15 protein-coding genes are annotated in these 17,380 nt (G+C 35.8%); 12 read left to right on the forward strand and 3 right to left on the reverse strand.

The window, feature by feature from the left end:
* Positions 1-451: 451 nt before the first annotated feature.
* The gene (locus L1275_RS01130; protein WP_253468837.1) at positions 452-1,624 is read right to left on the reverse strand and encodes a proline dehydrogenase family protein; all 1,173 of its coding nucleotides are present in this window, start codon (positions 1,622-1,624) and stop codon (positions 452-454) included.
* Between the two features lie 91 nt (positions 1,625-1,715).
* Between L1275_RS01130 and aroB the strand changes: the two genes are divergently transcribed.
* The 10 genes from aroB to L1275_RS01180 all read left to right on the forward strand — a co-directional run bounded on the left by aroB (position 1,716) and on the right by L1275_RS01180 (position 14,809).
* Positions 1,716-2,783, forward strand: coding sequence for a 3-dehydroquinate synthase (aroB, locus tag L1275_RS01135; RefSeq protein WP_253468838.1), 1,068 nt, complete (start codon positions 1,716-1,718; stop codon positions 2,781-2,783).
* A gap of 301 nt (positions 2,784-3,084) precedes the next feature.
* Positions 3,085-4,506, forward strand: a complete 1,422-nt coding sequence (locus L1275_RS01140; protein ID WP_253468840.1) for an arginine decarboxylase — start codon at positions 3,085-3,087, stop codon at positions 4,504-4,506.
* Positions 4,507-4,533: 27 nt separating this feature from the next.
* Positions 4,534-5,505, forward strand: a complete 972-nt coding sequence (locus tag L1275_RS01145; protein ID WP_253468842.1) for a deoxyhypusine synthase family protein — start codon at positions 4,534-4,536, stop codon at positions 5,503-5,505.
* Positions 5,506-5,598: 93 nt separating this feature from the next.
* Entirely contained in the window at positions 5,599-5,904 is a 306-nt protein-coding gene (locus L1275_RS01150; protein WP_253468844.1) for a hypothetical protein, read from the forward strand.
* 179 nt (positions 5,905-6,083) lie between these two features.
* The gene (gene ychF, locus L1275_RS01155; protein WP_253468846.1) at positions 6,084-7,178 is read left to right on the forward strand and encodes a redox-regulated ATPase YchF; all 1,095 of its coding nucleotides are present in this window, start codon (positions 6,084-6,086) and stop codon (positions 7,176-7,178) included.
* Between the two features lie 172 nt (positions 7,179-7,350).
* Positions 7,351-8,058, forward strand: a complete 708-nt coding sequence (locus L1275_RS01160; RefSeq protein WP_253468848.1) for a TIGR02117 family protein — start codon at positions 7,351-7,353, stop codon at positions 8,056-8,058.
* Between the two features lie 123 nt (positions 8,059-8,181).
* Positions 8,182-9,087, forward strand: coding sequence for a YihY/virulence factor BrkB family protein (locus L1275_RS01165; RefSeq protein WP_253468850.1), 906 nt, complete (start codon positions 8,182-8,184; stop codon positions 9,085-9,087).
* Between the two features lie 93 nt (positions 9,088-9,180).
* Entirely contained in the window at positions 9,181-11,046 is a 1,866-nt protein-coding gene (locus tag L1275_RS01170) for a DNA topoisomerase IV subunit B (protein ID WP_253468852.1), read from the forward strand.
* Between the two features lie 187 nt (positions 11,047-11,233).
* The gene (locus L1275_RS01175; protein ID WP_253468854.1) at positions 11,234-13,876 is read left to right on the forward strand and encodes a DNA gyrase/topoisomerase IV subunit A; all 2,643 of its coding nucleotides are present in this window, start codon (positions 11,234-11,236) and stop codon (positions 13,874-13,876) included.
* Positions 13,877-14,809: a phospholipase A gene (locus L1275_RS01180; RefSeq protein WP_253468856.1), complete on the forward strand. Its 933-nt coding sequence runs from the start codon at positions 13,877-13,879 to the stop codon at positions 14,807-14,809.
* A 43-nt stretch (positions 14,810-14,852) separates the two neighbouring features.
* Here the strand turns inward: L1275_RS01180 and L1275_RS01185 are convergent, their stop codons facing one another.
* The gene (locus L1275_RS01185; protein WP_253468858.1) at positions 14,853-15,047 is read right to left on the reverse strand and encodes a hypothetical protein; all 195 of its coding nucleotides are present in this window, start codon (positions 15,045-15,047) and stop codon (positions 14,853-14,855) included.
* A gap of 10 nt (positions 15,048-15,057) precedes the next feature.
* Entirely contained in the window at positions 15,058-16,422 is a 1,365-nt protein-coding gene (gene hemN, locus L1275_RS01190; RefSeq protein WP_253468860.1) for an oxygen-independent coproporphyrinogen III oxidase, read from the reverse strand.
* A gap of 192 nt (positions 16,423-16,614) precedes the next feature.
* Here hemN and L1275_RS01195 point away from each other — a divergent pair, with 192 nt between their 5' ends.
* Complete coding sequence (locus tag L1275_RS01195; protein WP_253468862.1) at positions 16,615-16,986, forward strand: rhodanese-like domain-containing protein; 372 nt, start codon at positions 16,615-16,617, stop codon at positions 16,984-16,986.
* 96 nt (positions 16,987-17,082) lie between these two features.
* On the forward strand, positions 17,083-17,358 hold the full coding sequence (locus L1275_RS01200) for a DUF4834 family protein (protein WP_253468864.1): 276 nt from the start codon (positions 17,083-17,085) through the stop codon (positions 17,356-17,358).
* Positions 17,359-17,380: the final 22 nt, after the last annotated feature.

Consider the following 17,380-nt stretch of genomic DNA (forward strand, 5'->3'; position numbering starts at 1 on the left):
TTAAAGTTGTAAGGAAAATCTAAAAATGCAGTCTTTAATAATAGAGATCAATCTTATTGCGATTGTTACTTCTTAAATTTAAAAAAGGTACTTGCGGCTAAATTTATAGTGTCTAATAATTATTGGTTAGTTTAAGAGTTTCTATATTTCAGTGCCATTACGCAAGTACCTGTTTTTAAGAATAGTATTTATTAGACTGAATCGAAGCTGCTTACGATTTAAGCATAAGCATTAGTGCTTTAAGATTTTTTGCCAGACATCGTTTAAAATTATTATTAATAAGCGGATAAAACATGTCGTGTTCTGGTGGGAGAATTATACCAATTGATTTGTAGAAGTGGTCGTTGGTATAATTAATAACTGTTTTTTCTTAGAGTTATTTAATGAAAGAGGCAACCTTTGGGGTTGCCTCTTTTTTATGGTGTAAATCGTAAAACTTGTTTTTGATGGACTAAGCGTTTTTACGTCTTTTAATTTCGGTTTCAATTAGGGATAGTTCTCTGTTGGTTTGACCGGCTACTGAGGTGTTTTCTTCAGCGCGTCGAATCAAATAAGGCATAACCTCATTGACTGGGCCGAAAGGCAAATACTTAGCTACGTTATAATCGTGATCAGCTAAATTATAACTGATATTGTCACTCATACCATACAATTGACCAAACCACATTCTAGTGTCGTTATGACGGATGTTGTGTTTAGTCATCAGTTCCATCAGCATATAAGAACTACTTTCATTATGAGTACCTGCAAACAAGGCCATGGTATCAAGATTTTCTAACATATAGGTCACTGCAGCATCAAAATTGATATCCGTAGCAGCTTTATCTACACAGATCGGAGAAGTGTAACTACCCTCCAAAGCTCTACTTCTTTCGATTTCCATATAAGCACCACGTACTACTTTTAATCCAACGTGGAAACCTTCATTCTTAGCTGTTTCATGCAATTTTTTCAGAAATTCCAAACGATCCCAACGATACATTTGTACCGTATTGAAAATGATTGCTTTTTCTTTATTGTATTTGCGCATCATTTCTAAAACAACTTCATCTGCAGCATCCTGCATCCAGCTGTGTTCTGCATCGATCAATAAGTATACATCCTTGTCGAAGGCATCTTTACAAGCGATTTCAAATCGTTCCAATATGCGATCCCACTCTTGTTGTTCACTTTTGGTAAATGGAAGTTTTTCACCTTTTTTCTCAAAAAGAAAAAATCGACCAAAACCCGTTGGTTTAAATACGGCAAAAGGGATGGCTTGATGACGATCTTTGGCAAATGCTATGGTTTTTAAAGTCATGTTTAACGCAGCGTCAAATTGCTCCTCTGTTTCTTTTCCTTCTACAGAATAGTCCAATACAGACGAAACTCCTTTGCTATACATTCTATCGACTACTTTTAAACAGTCGTTCTCACTAATTCCACCGCAAAAATGGTCGAATACTGTTGCACGAATAAGCCCTTGAACCGGTAAATGGGTTTTAATCGCAAAATTAGCTAGACTAGAACCGATTTTCACCAAAGCTCTATTGCTGATCATTTTAAAGAGAAAGTGTGCTCTTTTAAGTTCCTTGTTATTTTTTAAAATAAAGGCAACCTCTGTATTATTGAATATTTTTTCCATTCTAAAAATAAAATATTCCAGCAAAGATAAACACTCATGGTCATATAATTGATAAAAAATGATTTATTTTGCAGTATAAAAAGGCTAATTAATGAAAAAGATCCATTCTGATCAGTATGACATTACTTTTGGTGCAGAAGCGTATGATTACTTAGGTGTTATGCTTAATGAGCGGGCATATTCTAAAATATTTTTAATTACCGATACAGTATGTAATGATGCTTGTGTTCCACATTTTCTCGCCAATTTACCGACCAATGTCGCATTTGAAATTATCGAAATAGAGACCGGTGAGGAGTTTAAAACCATGGAGACAGCTTATTCTGTTTGGCAAGCGCTATCGGAGTTAAAAGCAGATCGCCAAAGTGTCATCATCACCGTAGGTGGTGGTGTCGTTACAGATCTTGGTGGTTTTGTCGCTGCGCTATTTAAGAGGGGAATCGATTGTATAAATATTCCTACTTCCTTATTGGCTATGGTTGATGCTTCTGTCGGTGGCAAAACAGGGATTGATTTGGATGGAATCAAAAATCAGCTGGGAACGTTTACCATGCCTCAAAACGTGTTAATTGATGTGCGCTTTCTAGAAACACTACCGGCAGAACAAATGAGGTCCGGCCTGGCGGAAATGTTTAAACACGGATTGATTTATGACCGCGAATATTGGGAGGTCCTACAGCATTTAAGCGAATTGACTAGCGATGATTTAGAAGACTTAATCTATCACTCTGTTGTTATTAAGAATCAAATTGTACAACAAGATCCCAAAGAACAAGGATTGCGAAAAATTCTCAATTTTGGACATACTTTAGGTCATGCAATTGAGAGTTATTTTCTTAATTCAGATACGCGAACTACCTTACTACATGGTGAAGCGATCGCAATGGGAATGATTTTAGAAAGTTATTTGTCATGGAAAACCGGAAAACTGTCCGAACAGGAATATTATTCGATTAAAACAGTTTTATTTGATACCTTTGCCCGTATAGATTTAGATCCCTTAGAAGTTGAAGCTTGTTTGGAATGGTTACAACACGATAAGAAAAACGCCTTGGGTATACCGCAATTTGTACTATTAAATACAGTTGGTGTTGCGGTTATCAATCAAGTAGTGAGTAAGGATTTGATATTGAGCTCTTTTGAGGATTATTTATCCTAATGGTTTTTTAATAATTTCTTTGGAAATTGCAGGTTTAATTTTTTTACATTTGCCCTCGTAAACGCTATGGGAAATAAGTTTTTTTTTAGTGCAAAAGGCACACGTAAAAAGCGGATGTTTGTAAAAAAACATCAGGCTAATTTTGTGTTTCACCTTCTCAGGTTATATAGGATGTTCTTAAACTCCTTTTTGTATAATGATAAATTGTCGATCGTATTTGCGAACATCCGAGTTTGAAAATTTTAGTATTCTTGGCTTTTTATTATATTATTAATTTTTCTAATAGTGATATTAAACAAAAATGAACACAAAATATTCAGATTTAATCAATCAAACTTTTTATTTTCCACAAGAGGAATTTAAACTCAGCAACGATAACTTAACTTTCCACAACATCGATTTGATGAAATTAGTAGAACAATATGGGTCGCCATTGAAGTTTACTTATTTGCCTAAAATCACAGCAAACATCAATCGTGCAAAGGGTTGGTTTAGAAATGCTATGGAAAAAAATAATTATAATGCGAATTATTATTATTGCTATTGCACCAAAAGTTCGCATTTTCAATTTATTTTAAATGAAGCTTTTAAAAACAATATTCACGTAGAGACCTCTTCGGCTTTTGATGTTAATATTGTTGAAAGTTTATTGGCTACTGGAAAAATAACCAACGATACTTTTGTACTGTGCAATGGATTTAAAAGAGCACAATACATTGATAATATTGCTCATTTGATCAATAATGGGCATCAAAATACCATTCCAATCTTAGATAATTACGAAGAATTGGACTTGCTTCAAGAAGCTATTGAAGGCAAATTTAAAATTGGAATTCGAATTGCTTCGGAAGAGGAGCCTAAATTTGAATTTTATACTTCACGTTTGGGTATTGGTTATAAAAACATTGTACCGTTTTACAGAAAACAAATTCAGGACAACGATAGAGTAGAGTTAAAGATGTTGCATTTCTTTATAAACACGGGTATTCGTGATACTTCTTACTATTGGAATGAATTGGTAAAATGTTTAAAAGTATATATTTCTTTAAAAAAGGAGTGTCCTACTTTAGACAGTTTGAATATCGGTGGAGGATTTCCAATCAAAAACTCTTTGGCATTTGAATACGATTATCAATATATGGTTGATGAAATTATCAATCAAATCAAAATAGCTTGTGATGATGCTGGTGTTGCTGTGCCAAACATTTTTACCGAGTTTGGTTCTTTCACAGTAGGTGAAAGTGGTGGAGCGATTTATCAGATTTTATATCAAAAACAGCAAAATGATAGAGAGAAGTGGAACATGATTGATTCGTCTTTTATAACTACTTTGCCAGATACTTGGGCGATTAATAAAAGGTTTATTATGTTGCCTATCAATCGTTGGAACGATTCGTATGAGCGTATCCTTTTAGGGGGATTGACGTGTGATAGTGATGATTACTACAATTCAGAGCAAAACTTAAACGCGATTTATTTACCAAAATACAATAAGGAGAAGCCATTATATATCGGTTTCTTTAATACGGGCGCTTATCAGGAGTCTATCAGCGGGCATGGAGGAATTCATCACTGCCTGATTCCACAGCCGAAACACATTTTAATCGATAGAGATGAAAATGGTATCTTGGCCACCGAGGTATTCTCGGAACAACAGACTGCAGAACAGGTATTGAGTATCTTGGGCTATGATGTGTCGTTGACATTTAAAAATAAAGAATAACTAATTAATTATAAAAATACAAATACGATGAGTAAAGGACCGATAAGTCAGTTTATTGAGAAGTATTATTTACACTTCAACGCAGCTACTGTTGTAGATGCAGCAAAATCTTATGAAGAGCAATTGCAAAAAGGCTCTAAAATGATGGTTAGTATGGCAGGTGCAATGAGTACTGCTGAGATAGGAAAAATATTTGCAGAAGTTATCCGTCAAGATAAAGTGCATATTATTTCTTGTACTGGGGCTAACTTAGAGGAGGATATCATGAATTTGGTTGCGCATTCTCATTATAAGAGAGTTCCGAATTACCGTGACTTAACGCCACAGGATGAGTGGGATTTGATGGAAAAAGGGCTTAATCGTGTTACGGATACTTGTATTCCTGAAGAAGAAGCATTTAGACGTTTACAAAAACATATTTTCAAAATCTGGAAAGATGCAGAGGATAATGGAGAACGTTATTTTCCACATGAATTTATGTATAAAATGTTGCTTTCAGGATGTTTGGAAGAATATTATGAAATTGACATCAAAAACAGCTGGATGTATGCGGCTGCGGAGAAAAACCTACCGATTGTTGTACCAGGATGGGAAGACAGTACCATGGGGAATATCTTTGCTTCTTATGTAATTAAAGGAGAGTTAAAAGCATCTACTATGAAGTCTGGTATTGAATACATGACTTTCTTAGCGGATTGGTATCCTAAAAATTCTAGTAATGGAATTGGATTCTTCCAAATTGGTGGAGGAATTGCTGGTGATTTCCCAATCTGTGTAGTTCCTATGTTATATCAGGATTTAGAGCAAACTGAAACACCTTTCTGGAGTTATTTCTGTCAGATATCTGATTCTACAACGAGTTATGGATCATACTCTGGGGCGATTCCAAATGAAAAGATTACATGGGGTAAATTGGATATCAATACACCAAAATTCATTATTGAGTCAGATGCTACCATTGTAGCACCTCTAGTTTTTGCTTATTTGCTTGATATGTAATTAGTAATAAATTTATCTAAATTTAGTTATTTTTTTATTTGATAATTTAATTTTGGGTATTACATTTGACGTGAAATAAAGTAAGAAAAAAGAATGAAAAGAATAATTGTTGATTACGCAAAATTAACAAATGAGATTTTGTCTCTTCTAGTTGAGAGGTTCCCTGACGGCTATGATGATGCGGATATTGTCCGTTTCAAAAACGTTAAGAACGAAACCATAGAAGCTGTGGAAGTTCGTACAGAAGACACAATTTATCTCGTAAAGGTTAGTACAAAATTAGCTGATAGAATAGAGAATTTTGATGAAGATGATGAAGAAGAAGACATTGTAGATACTGTCGAAGTTTCATTGGATTCCTTGAAGGATCTTGAATTGGCTGAAGAAGAAGAAGACTAGTTTTTTATATTCTTAAATTTTATAAACCCGTTTCCTTTGGATTCGGGTTTTTTTTATAGAAAAATGGAAATAATAGGATAGATCACAAAAAAAGATGCTTTTGTAATTGTTGATTTGATATAAATTACTTTAATTATCAATATATTTGCATCCATAAATAAAAACTTTAATAACAGAACATGAAAGCAGGAATTGTAGGATTACCGAACGTTGGAAAATCAACTTTGTTTAATTGCTTGTCAAATGCCAAAGCACAAAGTGCTAACTTTCCTTTTTGTACAATTGAGCCCAATATCGGAGTTGTGAATGTACCAGATCCTAGATTGTTGAAATTGGAGGAATTGGTTAATCCAGAGCGTGTTTTACCTGCAACGGTTGATATAGTGGATATTGCTGGATTGGTTAAAGGAGCAAGTAAAGGAGAAGGATTGGGAAATCAGTTCTTAGGAAATATTAGAGAATGTAATGCTATAATTCACGTATTGCGTTGTTTTGACAACGATAATATTATCCATGTTGATGGAAATGTGAATCCAATTAGAGATAAAGAGACGATCGATATTGAGTTGCAATTAAAGGATTTGGAAACGGTTGAAAAACGTTTGGAAAAAGTCAAAAGAGCAGCTAAAACTGGAAATAAGGAAGCTCAGGTTGAGGAGGCTTTATTGGAAAGAGTGAGAGGTGCTTTGTTGCAAGCGAAGTCAGCTAGAACCGTTGAATTATTGAATAATGATGAAGTGGTTTTGATGGAAGATTTTCAATTGATCACGGCTAAGCCGGTTTTATATGTTTGTAATGTTGATGAAGATGCTGCGGCAACTGGAAACGCTTACGTAGAACAAGTAAGAGAATTGGTTAAGGATGAAAATGCTGAAGTTATAGTCTTGGCTGTAGGTACAGAGGCAGACATTACGGAATTAGAGACTTTCGAAGAACGTAAGATGTTCTTAGAAGATCTTGGATTGGAAGAGCCGGGTTCATCAGTATTGATTCGTTCAGCTTATAAATTATTAAACCTTCAGACTTATTTTACTGCTGGAGTAAAAGAAGTACGTGCTTGGACCATTCCTGTTGGGGCGACTGCACCACAAGCTGCGGGAGTGATTCATACCGATTTTGAAAAGGGATTCATCCGTGCGGAAGTTATTGCTTACAATGATTTTGTTCATTTTGGATCTGAGGCGAAAGTGAAGGAAGCTGGAAAACTAAGAGTAGAAGGAAAAGAGTATATCGTTAAAGACGGTGATGTTATGCACTTCAGGTTTAACGTATAATTTTTAAAATTATATATTTGAAAAAGTGGAATTAGTAATAATTCCACTTTTTTGCTTTAATACGGTGATAAGTTTATTTTATTTGAAGTTTTTTTAGTAGTTTAGTTGATGACGACCAGTTATAAAGGGGTGTCCAAATAAAGCGAGTAAAATATTTATAACATAGAAAATTGTGGGAAATATCTGGTTTAGATTAGTCGTGGTATTGGGAAAAATTTTGGCTGGAATAGTTTTATTTGTCGTATTTTATTTATTGATAGATTTTATACTATCACATATTACTGTAGCAGAGAAGGAAAATTCGAATACAGTAAAGCACATCGATGTTTATCTGTATTCCAACGGTGTTCATACCGATATAGTCGTGCCGCTTCGATCGGCTGAAATAGATTGGACTACTCAGATTGATCCGCTTCATACCGAAGCCCAACGAACGGATATGGAATTCTTAGCGGTTGGATGGGGAGATAAAGGCTTTTACCTCGAAACACCGGAGTGGAGTGATTTAAAACCCAGTGTAGCATTTAAAGCGGCTTTTTATTTGGGATCAACTGCTATGCATACGACTTTTTATAAAAAAATGTACGAAAGTGATCACTGTATCAAAGTGAAGATCACTACAGATCAATACCGTGCACTGATAACGTATATACAAGCTAGTTTTGATCGCGATTCCAACGGTAACTATATTTTAATAACAGCGCCCACTTACGGTAAAAATGATTCTTTTTATGAGGCTAAGCGAACTTATGGTTTGTTTTATACCTGTAATACCTGGGCTAATAATGCTTTAAAAGCCGCCGGTATGAAAGCGTGTTTTTGGACGGCTTTTGATCGTGGAATTTTGTATCAATACCGAAAAGAGGTTGTAGTAAATTGATTAAGTAAATTGCGAATAGAAGTTATAAACTCGATGTTTATTTTGAGATTAGCTCGTTAAGTGAAGCAAATTTTTTAAAGAAAAAACAGTATTTTTGAACCTTATAATAAGTCCCCCTTTATCATGAATTTTAAAAAAATTATTACACTTCTTAAAAATACGGTTAATGAATTTTTAGATGATAATGCGATGAAGTTCAGTGCTTCACTATCATATTACACCGTGTTTGCCTTACCTCCTTTGTCGATTTTAATTATTTCCATCAGCGGATTTTTCTTTGGTGAAGAAGCGGTAACTGGAGAGTTTTATGGTCAAATTAAAGAATTGGTTGGAGATAGTGCCGCGTTGCAAATTCAAGAGGCGATAAAAAATGTGCGTTTGTCAGATTCGGGCACTTTAGCGACTATATTTGGTGTGATTATGTTGTTTTTCGGAGCTTCTGCCGTGTTTGCTGAAATTCAAAGTTCGATAAATTATATTTGGGGTTTAAAAGCCAAACCCAATAAGGGATTGGTGCGTTTTGTAAAGAACAGGTTGTTGTCCTTTTCGATGATCGCTTCAGTTGGTTTTTTGTTGTTGGTCAGTCTGATTGTCAATTCAGTGGTTGATGTTTTATATGTGCAATTGACCAAATTGTTTCATGAGGAAACCGTCTACCTGGTTGGTGTTGTAAATAATATTGTTGTTTTTGTCATCATCACCTTGCTTTTCTCTATTATTTTCAAAACTTTACCCGATGGTAAAATTGGATGGAGGGAGACGATTGTAGGATCGGGATTTACCTCTTTATTTTTTATGATAGGAAAATTTGGTATTGGAATGTATTTAGGTAATTCATCGTCCTCGAGTTTGTATGGCGCTGCGGGTTCCATCATTGTAATCTTGATTTGGGTATATTATTCGGCGATAATCCTGTATTTTGGCGCGGAATTCACTAAGGTTTATGCCGAAATGTATGGAAAAAAAATTGAGCCAAATAGCTATTCTGTTCTGATTCGAAAGTCCATTACGGAGGTAGATGAAAAATAAGTCTGTTTTTTGATGTTTTTCACTCAAACTGAGCATTTCACATTTTTATTTTTTAGTAATAAGTCTTAAATTAGCGAAAATTCCTACACCTTTATGCAAGATCAAAATCAATATACCGAAGACAATATTCGTTCATTAGACTGGAAAGAACATATCCGTATGCGTCCTGGAATGTATATCGGGAAATTAGGTGATGGCTCTTCTCCAGATGATGGTATTTACATACTGATTAAAGAGGTATTAGACAACAGTATCGATGAGTTTGTAATGGGCTCGGGAAAAACTATTGAAGTAACTTTAAAAGACAAAGTGGTTAGTGTACGCGATTTTGGTCGTGGTATACCCTTGGGGAAAGTAATCGATGTGGTTTCCAAGATGAATACCGGTGGTAAATATGATTCCAAAGCCTTTAAGAAATCAGTAGGACTTAATGGAGTGGGAACAAAAGCGGTCAATGCGCTTTCGTCTTATTTCAGAGTGGAGTCAGTACGTGATAATCAACAAAAAGCAGCGGAGTTTCAAGCGGGTAATCTTCAAGTTGAAGAAGAGTTAACGGAAACGACGAAGCGCAAAGGGACGAAAGTCACTTTTATCGCTGATGATGCGATCTTTAAAAATTACAAATACCGTAAAGAATACATCATTAAGATGTTGAAAAACTATTGTTATCTAAACACCGGTTTGACGATACTCTTTAATGGTGAAAAGTTTTATTCGGATAACGGTCTAAAGGATTTGTTAGAAGAAAACATCGATCAAGAGGACATGATCTATCCGATCATTCACTTGAAAGGTGATGATATTGAAGTAGCTATCACCCACAGTAAAACACAATATTCGGAAGAGTATTACTCTTTTGTGAATGGACAGAACACTACACAAGGAGGGACGCATTTAGTCGCTTTTAGAGAGGCTTTAGTCCGAACTATTAAAGAGTTTTACAATAAAAACTTTGAGGCTTCGGATATTAGAAAGTCAATTGTTGCGGGTATTTCTATTAAAGTGGAAGAACCGGTCTTTGAATCTCAAACCAAAACCAAGCTTGGATCTACTGATATGGGACCAGAATCTCCGACGGTTCGAACGTATATCAGTGATTTTCTTAAAAAACAATTAGATAACTATTTACACAAGAATCCAGCGGTTTCTGATGCCTTATTGCGAAAAATTCTACAAGCAGAACGCGAGAGAAAAGAGCTGTCTGGAATTCGTAAGATTGCTAAAGAACGCGCTAAGAAAGCGGGTCTGCACAATAAGAAACTTCGTGATTGTCGGGTACATTTGACCGATATGAAACACCCGCGTTATTTGGAAAGTACCTTGTTTATAACAGAGGGAGATTCGGCTTCGGGATCGATTACAAAATCGAGAGATGTCAATACGCAAGCCGTTTTTAGTTTACGTGGTAAGCCGTTGAATTCCTATGGAATGTCTAAAAAAATCGTTTATGAAAATGAAGAATTCAATTTATTACAAGCGGCATTAAATATCGAAGAGGATTTGGGCGATTTGCGTTACAACAATATCGTAATTGCCACAGATGCCGATGTCGATGGAATGCATATTCGTTTGTTGTTGATTACATTCTTCTTGCAATTCTTTCCAGAGCTAATCAAAGAAGGGCATTTATATATATTGCAAACCCCATTGTTCAGGGTTCGAAATAAGAAAGAAACCATTTACTGTTACAGTGAAGAAGAACGGGTTTCAGCCATAGAAAAATTAAAACCAAAACCGGAGATTACTCGATTTAAAGGTTTGGGTGAGATTTCCCCTGATGAGTTTAAGTACTTCATTGGAGAGGATATCCGCATTGATCCAGTGATGTTGGATAAAGCGACATCGATTGAAAAGCTTTTGGAATTTTATATGGGTAAAAACACGCCGGATAGACAAGAGTTTATCATCAATAACTTAAAAGTTGAACTGGATGTAGTCGTTGTACAGGATACAAATTAGTTTAAGCGGGGTACAACAAGATTGAAGAATTCAGCAGTACCACGTTATGGTCGTGTCACCGTGATTTTATGGGAGTTCTAAAATATATGGAATAATAGATAAGAAGTTAGTCGTTAAATATTTTTAGAAAGAGAAGTACAAACTTTTTATTAAAAACGAAAAGATTAGTTTTATTCAAAGAAATTAAATGAGCACAGAAGAAGAAAATGTAGATCCAATAGAAGAGGGACAAAATAAAAAAGAGCTTCATTTTTATGAAAATGTAGATAGTCCGGAAACCATTACGAAAGTAACGGGAATGTATAAAGATTGGTTTTTGGATTACGCTTCGTATGTAATTCTTGAAAGAGCAGTACCGGCTATTGAAGATGGATTTAAGCCTGTTCAACGTCGTATTATGCATTCGATGAAAGAATTGGATGATGGGCGTTATAACAAAGTGGCTAACGTTGTCGGTCATACGATGCAATATCACCCTCACGGTGATGCGAGTATTGGTGATGCGATGGTGCAGATGGGTCAAAAAGAGTTGTTGATTGATACTCAGGGAAACTGGGGAAATATATTAACGGGTGATGGTGCGGCGGCATCGCGTTATATAGAAGCGCGTTTAAGTAAATTTGCTTTGGAGGTTTTGTATTCTCCAAAAATTACTGCTTGGCAATCCTCTTATGACGGTAGAAGAAATGAACCGATTAATTTACCGGTTAAGTTCCCGTTGTTATTGGCTCAAGGTGGTGAGGGTATTGCAGTTGGTTTGTCGACTAAAGTACTGCCGCATAACTTTATAGAGTTGATCGATGCATCTATAAAAATACTTAAAGGAAAACCTTTTGTATTGTATCCCGATTTTCCCACTCAAGGTATTGCAGATGTTTCTGCTTATAATGATGGGCTTCGAGGAGGACGTATTCGCGTGCGCGCTCGAATTTCACAATTGGATAAAAACACCTTGGTCATTACCCAAATACCTTTCTCAACCAATACCTCAAGTTTGATTGAGAGTATTTTGAAAGCCAATGAAAAAGGAAAAATAAAAGTTAAGAAGATTGAGGATAATACCGCTGCAGATGTAGAGATTTTGGTGCATTTGCCTCCGGGAGTTTCTCCAGATAAAACCATAGATGCCTTATATGCCTTTACGGGTTGTGAAACCTCTATAGCGCCGTTGGGTTGTGTGATTCAAGATAATAAACCGTTGTTTGTAGGTGTGAGTACCATGTTGGTAACATCCACGCACAGAACGGTATCCTTGCTAAAAAGTGAATTGGAAATTGAACTCCAAGAGCTCAACGAACAATGGCACTTTTTATCGTTGGAACGCATATTTATTGAAAAGAGAGTGTATTATCTGATTGAAGAGGAAAAAACTTGGGAGGGTATCTTAAGAGCTATCGATGAGGGCTTGCGTCCTCACGTTAAAAACTTAAAGCGAGACATTACTGAAGAGGATTTAACGCGATTAACCGAAATTAGAATTAAGAGAATTTCTCGATTTGATATTGACAAAGCCAATCAAAAATTGGAGTCCTTAGAAGATGATATCGAAAAAGTCAAGCACCACTTAAATCATCTAATTGAATTTGCGATAAATTATTTTATACGATTAAAAGAGAAGTACGGTAAAGGAAGAGAACGCCTTACGGAAATTCGCAGTTTTGACACTATTGAAGCGACTAAGGTGGTCTTGAGAAATACCAAGTTATATGTCAATATGGAGGAGGGATTTATCGGTACAGCTCTTAAAAAGGAAGAATATGTAGCTGATTGTTCGGATATTGATGATGTAATAGTCTTTTTGCGCAACGGTAGTTTGATTATTACCAAAGTGGATGAAAAGAAATTTGTTGGTAAGGATATTATTCACGTAGCGGTTTTCGATAGAAATGATAAACGCACGATTTATAATGTCATTTATAGAGACGGAAAGTCTGGAGCATCTTATGTCAAGCGATTCAACGTATCTGGTGTGACACGAGATAAAGTTTATGACTTAACACAAGGCAAACCGGGGTCTCAGGTATTGTATTTTTCTCACAATCCGAATGGCGAAGCCGAAGTGGTGAGTGTATTATTAAGACAAATCAGCAGTGTCAAAAAACTAAAATTCGATTTAGATTTCGCCGATTTATTGATTAAAGGGCGCAGTTCCAAAGGGAATTTGGTCACTAAATACGCAATTAAAAAAATCGAATTAAAGGAAAAGGGAATTTCAACATTGCGACCGCGAAAAATTTGGTTTGACGATACGGTTCATCGTCTTAATGTAGATGGGCGAGGGGATCTATTGGGCGAATTTAAGCCTAATGATCGTCTATTGGTTATCAATCAATCTGGAAAAGCGAGAACGATCATTCCGGAGTTGACGAGTCATTTTGAAGAAGATATGATCGTATTGGAGAAATGGGTGCCAAATAAGCCAATTTCAGCGATTTATTTCGATGGAGAAAAGTCGCGCTACTACGTCAAACGTTTCTTAATTGAAAATGAGTCTCGCGAGGAAATGTTTATTTCAGAAGCCGAGAATTCGAGGCTCGAAATCGTGTCGACCGATTACCGTCCATTAGCGGAAGTATCTTTTTATAAGGTTAAAGGGGTTCAAAAAGAAAATTTAATTGTAGATTTAGAACAGTTTATAGTTGTCAAAGGGATAAAAGCGCAGGGAAATCAGTTAACTGCCGATAAAATTAAAATATCTCTTTTAGAACCACTTCCCTATGAATTACCTGAAGAGGAAAAAATGGTGGAAGTTACATCTACTGAAAATGGAGATGAACCAACGGATTTATTATTAGACGACGACGGACAAATTACTATCCCCCTTGAGTAAATGCTAAAAAATGTAAACAAAACCATCCAACATTCGCTGTTGGTTTTATCAACCGTATTCCTTTCGCAAACCGTATTTTCTCAAGATGGGAAAGGCGGTTTATTTGATGGAGAAACACAAGCCAGAACGCTGACAGAGCGTTGGGAACTGAGCTCTGAAACCAAAAAAGGAACTTTTGTTATTACGCCTTACAAACCAATTTATGTGAGTCCACTGCGTTGGTCCAGTGATCCCAACAAATTACCAACGAGTGACAGTCCCGACAACAATGCCTTGATTCCACAAGATTACAACAGTGTGGAGTCGCGATTTCAATTGAGTTTTAAGACCAAAGTGATGCAGGGTATTTTTTGGGGAGCTGGGGATATTTGGTTGGCCTTTACGCAAACAGCCAATTGGCAGGTGTATAATGCCGATTTATCGAGGCCTTTTCGCGAATTGAACTACGAACCCGAAGTGATTTTAAATTTTGCTACTAATTTTGAGGTTTTTGGGGTAACCAATCGGATGATGGGGATTTCATTGAATCACCAGTCCAACGGGAAAAGCTTACCGGGATCGAGAAGTTGGAATCGGGTGATTTTTCAAACCGCATTTGACTATAAGGATTTGAGCGTTATTATCAGACCGTGGATTCGCATGCATGAAAAGATTGAAGAAGATGATAACCCAGGAATAGAGGAATATGTAGGTCGCGGAGATATTACGTTGATTTATAAATATAAAGAACAAGAATTTAGCTTGTTGGCTCGTAATAATATGCGTTTCAACAAAAGAAATAAGGGATATCTTGAAATGAACTGGACGTATCCCATATCGGGCAATTTAAAAGCGCATTTACAAGTAGCTAACGGTTATGGTGATACCATGATCGACTTCAATCATAAACAGACCATTATAGGTTTGGGGGTGTCTTTAATAGAATGGTTGTAGAGATACTATAAAGCCAAAAGAAATTCAATATGGAGGATAAATTTTAATAAAATTTATCCTCTTTTTTTTCTTTTTTACTAGCTTTTTTCAGGGAGTAAATAAAATAGGCTATAAAAACAATAAAGCCAATATATGAAGGGATATTGGATGTTGATAGCGCGTTTTTGGTATCAAATTCTAGTATACCATAAACAAACATTAGAAGTACAATAAATGTAATTGCTTTTTGTAATATCATAGTTTAATCTTTATATAGTCATAGAAAATAATTGTCTGGTTGGTTTATTGCGCTGTAGTCGTAAATCAAAAGCCATACATACATTTCGAACATAGGGGCGACCCTTTCGAGTGATATACAATTGCTGGTTTTCGATTTTGATCAAGTTATCTTTTTCGAGTTCACGTAGGTCTGCTAAAATTTCATTCATACAATCCAATTGTTTAGATGATTGACTGTAATTGGTTGTAAAAGTGCACATTAGATTGAGTATGTGTTTACGGATTATAAGATCTTCGTCTGTCAGTACATGTCCCTTTACTACTGGAAGTTGATTTTGTTCCAGCATTTCATAATAGGTTTCAATCGATTTCTCGTTTTGAGCAAAGGAGTACCAACTGTCGCTAATAGCAGAAACACCTAATCCAATCATCAGTTGTGTGCTAGAAGAGCTGTATCCCATAAAATTGCGGTGAATAGTACCTTTTTCCATGGATGTATACAGACTGTCGCTGTTTAACGCAAAATGATCCATTCCTATTTCGTGATAGCCATTTTCCAAAAGCAATTCCTTACCTTTTTCATACAACTCCCGTTTTTCGGAATCTTTGGGGATGTCTTCATCTTTATAGCCGCGTTGCCCATTGCCTTTTAGCCAAGGCACATGCGCATAACTATAAAAAGCCAAGCGATCCGGTGAAAGGGACTTTGTTTTTTCAATAGTATCGATTACGTGTTCGAGTTGTTGAAAAGGTAGGCCGTAAATCAAATCATGAGAAATGGAAGTATAGCCTATTTCACGTGCCCAAAGTGTTACTTTGGCTACGGTATGAAAGGGTTGTTCGCGATGTATGGCCTTTTGAACAATGGCGTTGTAGTCTTGAACTCCAAAGCTCACCCTTCTAAAACCGATATCATATAGGGTTTGTAAATGTACTCTTGTGGTGTTGTTGGGGTGTCCTTCAAAACTAAATTCATAGTTTTCTGCGAGTTCCACTGTATCTAGTATTCTTTTAATTAGATATTCTAAATTGGCCGCCGAGAAAAAAGTCGGAGTACCGCCTCCTAAATGCAATTCTTTTAAAATGGGTTTTTCGGGAAATAGGGCGCAATACAAACTCCATTCCTTTAAAACAGCCTCGATATAAGGATTCTCTACTTCGTGTCTTTTAGTGATTCTTTTATGACAACCGCAAAAAGTACAGAGGCTTTCACAAAAGGGCAGGTGGATATACAGACAGATACCTTCTTTGGAATTGGATTCAACAAAGGACTTAACACAGGTCTCGATCCACTTATCGCTACTAAATGTTGCTTGATCCCAGTACGGAACCGTGGGATAGCTCGTGTATCTAGGACCAGCAACATTGTATTTTTGTACTAAAGAAAGACCCATAAAAGTAGTTTTTTGACAAAAATAGAAGTAATGTAACATTTGTAGCATGATATTTATCATAAATGTATAATATTTGTATTCGAATCTGTAAGGATAATTTGATCACTCAGGTCGTATAACAGGGATTGATTTTTTGGTGAATTGCTGAAAAAATAGGAATACACTGTTTTAATAATTTAAAAATATATCATTATGTATTGGAGATTAAACCATTTATTGTTGTTGCTGATGTTGGTGTTTTCTTGTCAAGCGCAAACGCAGTCTAAGGATTACTTGTTGGATGTTGCCAAGTTTGAAAAGCAACAGTTAAAAGAAAAAGGGCAGTTGGTCGATGTTCGTACGGCTTCGGAGTTTGAAGAAGGGCATATAAAAGGAGCTCAGAATATCGATTTTCTACAAGATGATTTTACGGCTAATACAGCTAAGCTCGATAAAAATAAAGCGGTCTATGTGTATTGTAAGTCTGGGGGGCGTAGTGCTAAAGCAGTAGAGGTGCTTAGAAAACAAGGTTTTACGAATATATACGAACTCGATGGCGGTTATACCGCTTGGAAGAAAAAGTAAAACTTAAAGTAGGGGAAATAGTGAATTTATCAATATTTTAAGATTTAAGAATTACTCCTTTAAAATAGATTTGCTATTTTTGATAAAAAATAAGATATGGATACAGCATCTTTTGGAGGTTTTTTAAGAACATTGCTGATTATTGTATTGGCCTACTACGCATTTAGGTTTATTATGCGTTACTTGTTTCCTGTATTAATTTACAGAGTAGCAAAAAAAGCAAATGAAAACTTTCAACAAAAACAACAAGATTTTTATAAACAACAATCCGAACCTACAAATACACCACCTACTTCTGAATTCGTTAATCCCGATAAACCGCGGGAGAAGAAAAAAGTTGGTGAGTATATAGAATTCGAAGAATTGGATTAAAAAAAGCTAAAAGGACTGTCTT

Origin of the sequence: Flavobacterium sp. HSC-61S13 (genome assembly GCF_024171535.1) — a bacterium.
Lineage (GTDB): Bacteria > Bacteroidota > Bacteroidia > Flavobacteriales > Flavobacteriaceae > Flavobacterium.

What these genes read in the sequence shown, in the direction of transcription:
- L1275_RS01140 (WP_253468840.1), top strand. Translation starts at nt 3,085, where the DNA reads ATGAACACAAAATATTCAGATTTAATCAATCAAACTTTTTATTTTCCA.
- L1275_RS01185 (WP_253468858.1), bottom strand. Translation starts at nt 15,047, where the DNA reads ATGATATTACAAAAAGCAATTACATTTATTGTACTTCTAATGTTTGTT.
- L1275_RS01150 (WP_253468844.1), top strand. Translation starts at nt 5,599, where the DNA reads ATGAAAAGAATAATTGTTGATTACGCAAAATTAACAAATGAGATTTTG.
- aroB (WP_253468838.1), top strand. Translation starts at nt 1,716, where the DNA reads ATGAAAAAGATCCATTCTGATCAGTATGACATTACTTTTGGTGCAGAA.
- L1275_RS01165 (WP_253468850.1), top strand. Translation starts at nt 8,182, where the DNA reads ATGAATTTTAAAAAAATTATTACACTTCTTAAAAATACGGTTAATGAA.
- L1275_RS01195 (WP_253468862.1), top strand. Translation starts at nt 16,615, where the DNA reads ATGTATTGGAGATTAAACCATTTATTGTTGTTGCTGATGTTGGTGTTT.
- L1275_RS01145 (WP_253468842.1), top strand. Translation starts at nt 4,534, where the DNA reads ATGAGTAAAGGACCGATAAGTCAGTTTATTGAGAAGTATTATTTACAC.
- L1275_RS01130 (WP_253468837.1), bottom strand. Translation starts at nt 1,624, where the DNA reads ATGGAAAAAATATTCAATAATACAGAGGTTGCCTTTATTTTAAAAAAT.
- L1275_RS01180 (WP_253468856.1), top strand. Translation starts at nt 13,877, where the DNA reads ATGCTAAAAAATGTAAACAAAACCATCCAACATTCGCTGTTGGTTTTA.
- hemN (WP_253468860.1), bottom strand. Translation starts at nt 16,422, where the DNA reads ATGGGTCTTTCTTTAGTACAAAAATACAATGTTGCTGGTCCTAGATAC.
- L1275_RS01175 (WP_253468854.1), top strand. Translation starts at nt 11,234, where the DNA reads ATGAGCACAGAAGAAGAAAATGTAGATCCAATAGAAGAGGGACAAAAT.
- L1275_RS01170 (WP_253468852.1), top strand. Translation starts at nt 9,181, where the DNA reads ATGCAAGATCAAAATCAATATACCGAAGACAATATTCGTTCATTAGAC.
- ychF (WP_253468846.1), top strand. Translation starts at nt 6,084, where the DNA reads ATGAAAGCAGGAATTGTAGGATTACCGAACGTTGGAAAATCAACTTTG.
- L1275_RS01200 (WP_253468864.1), top strand. Translation starts at nt 17,083, where the DNA reads ATGGATACAGCATCTTTTGGAGGTTTTTTAAGAACATTGCTGATTATT.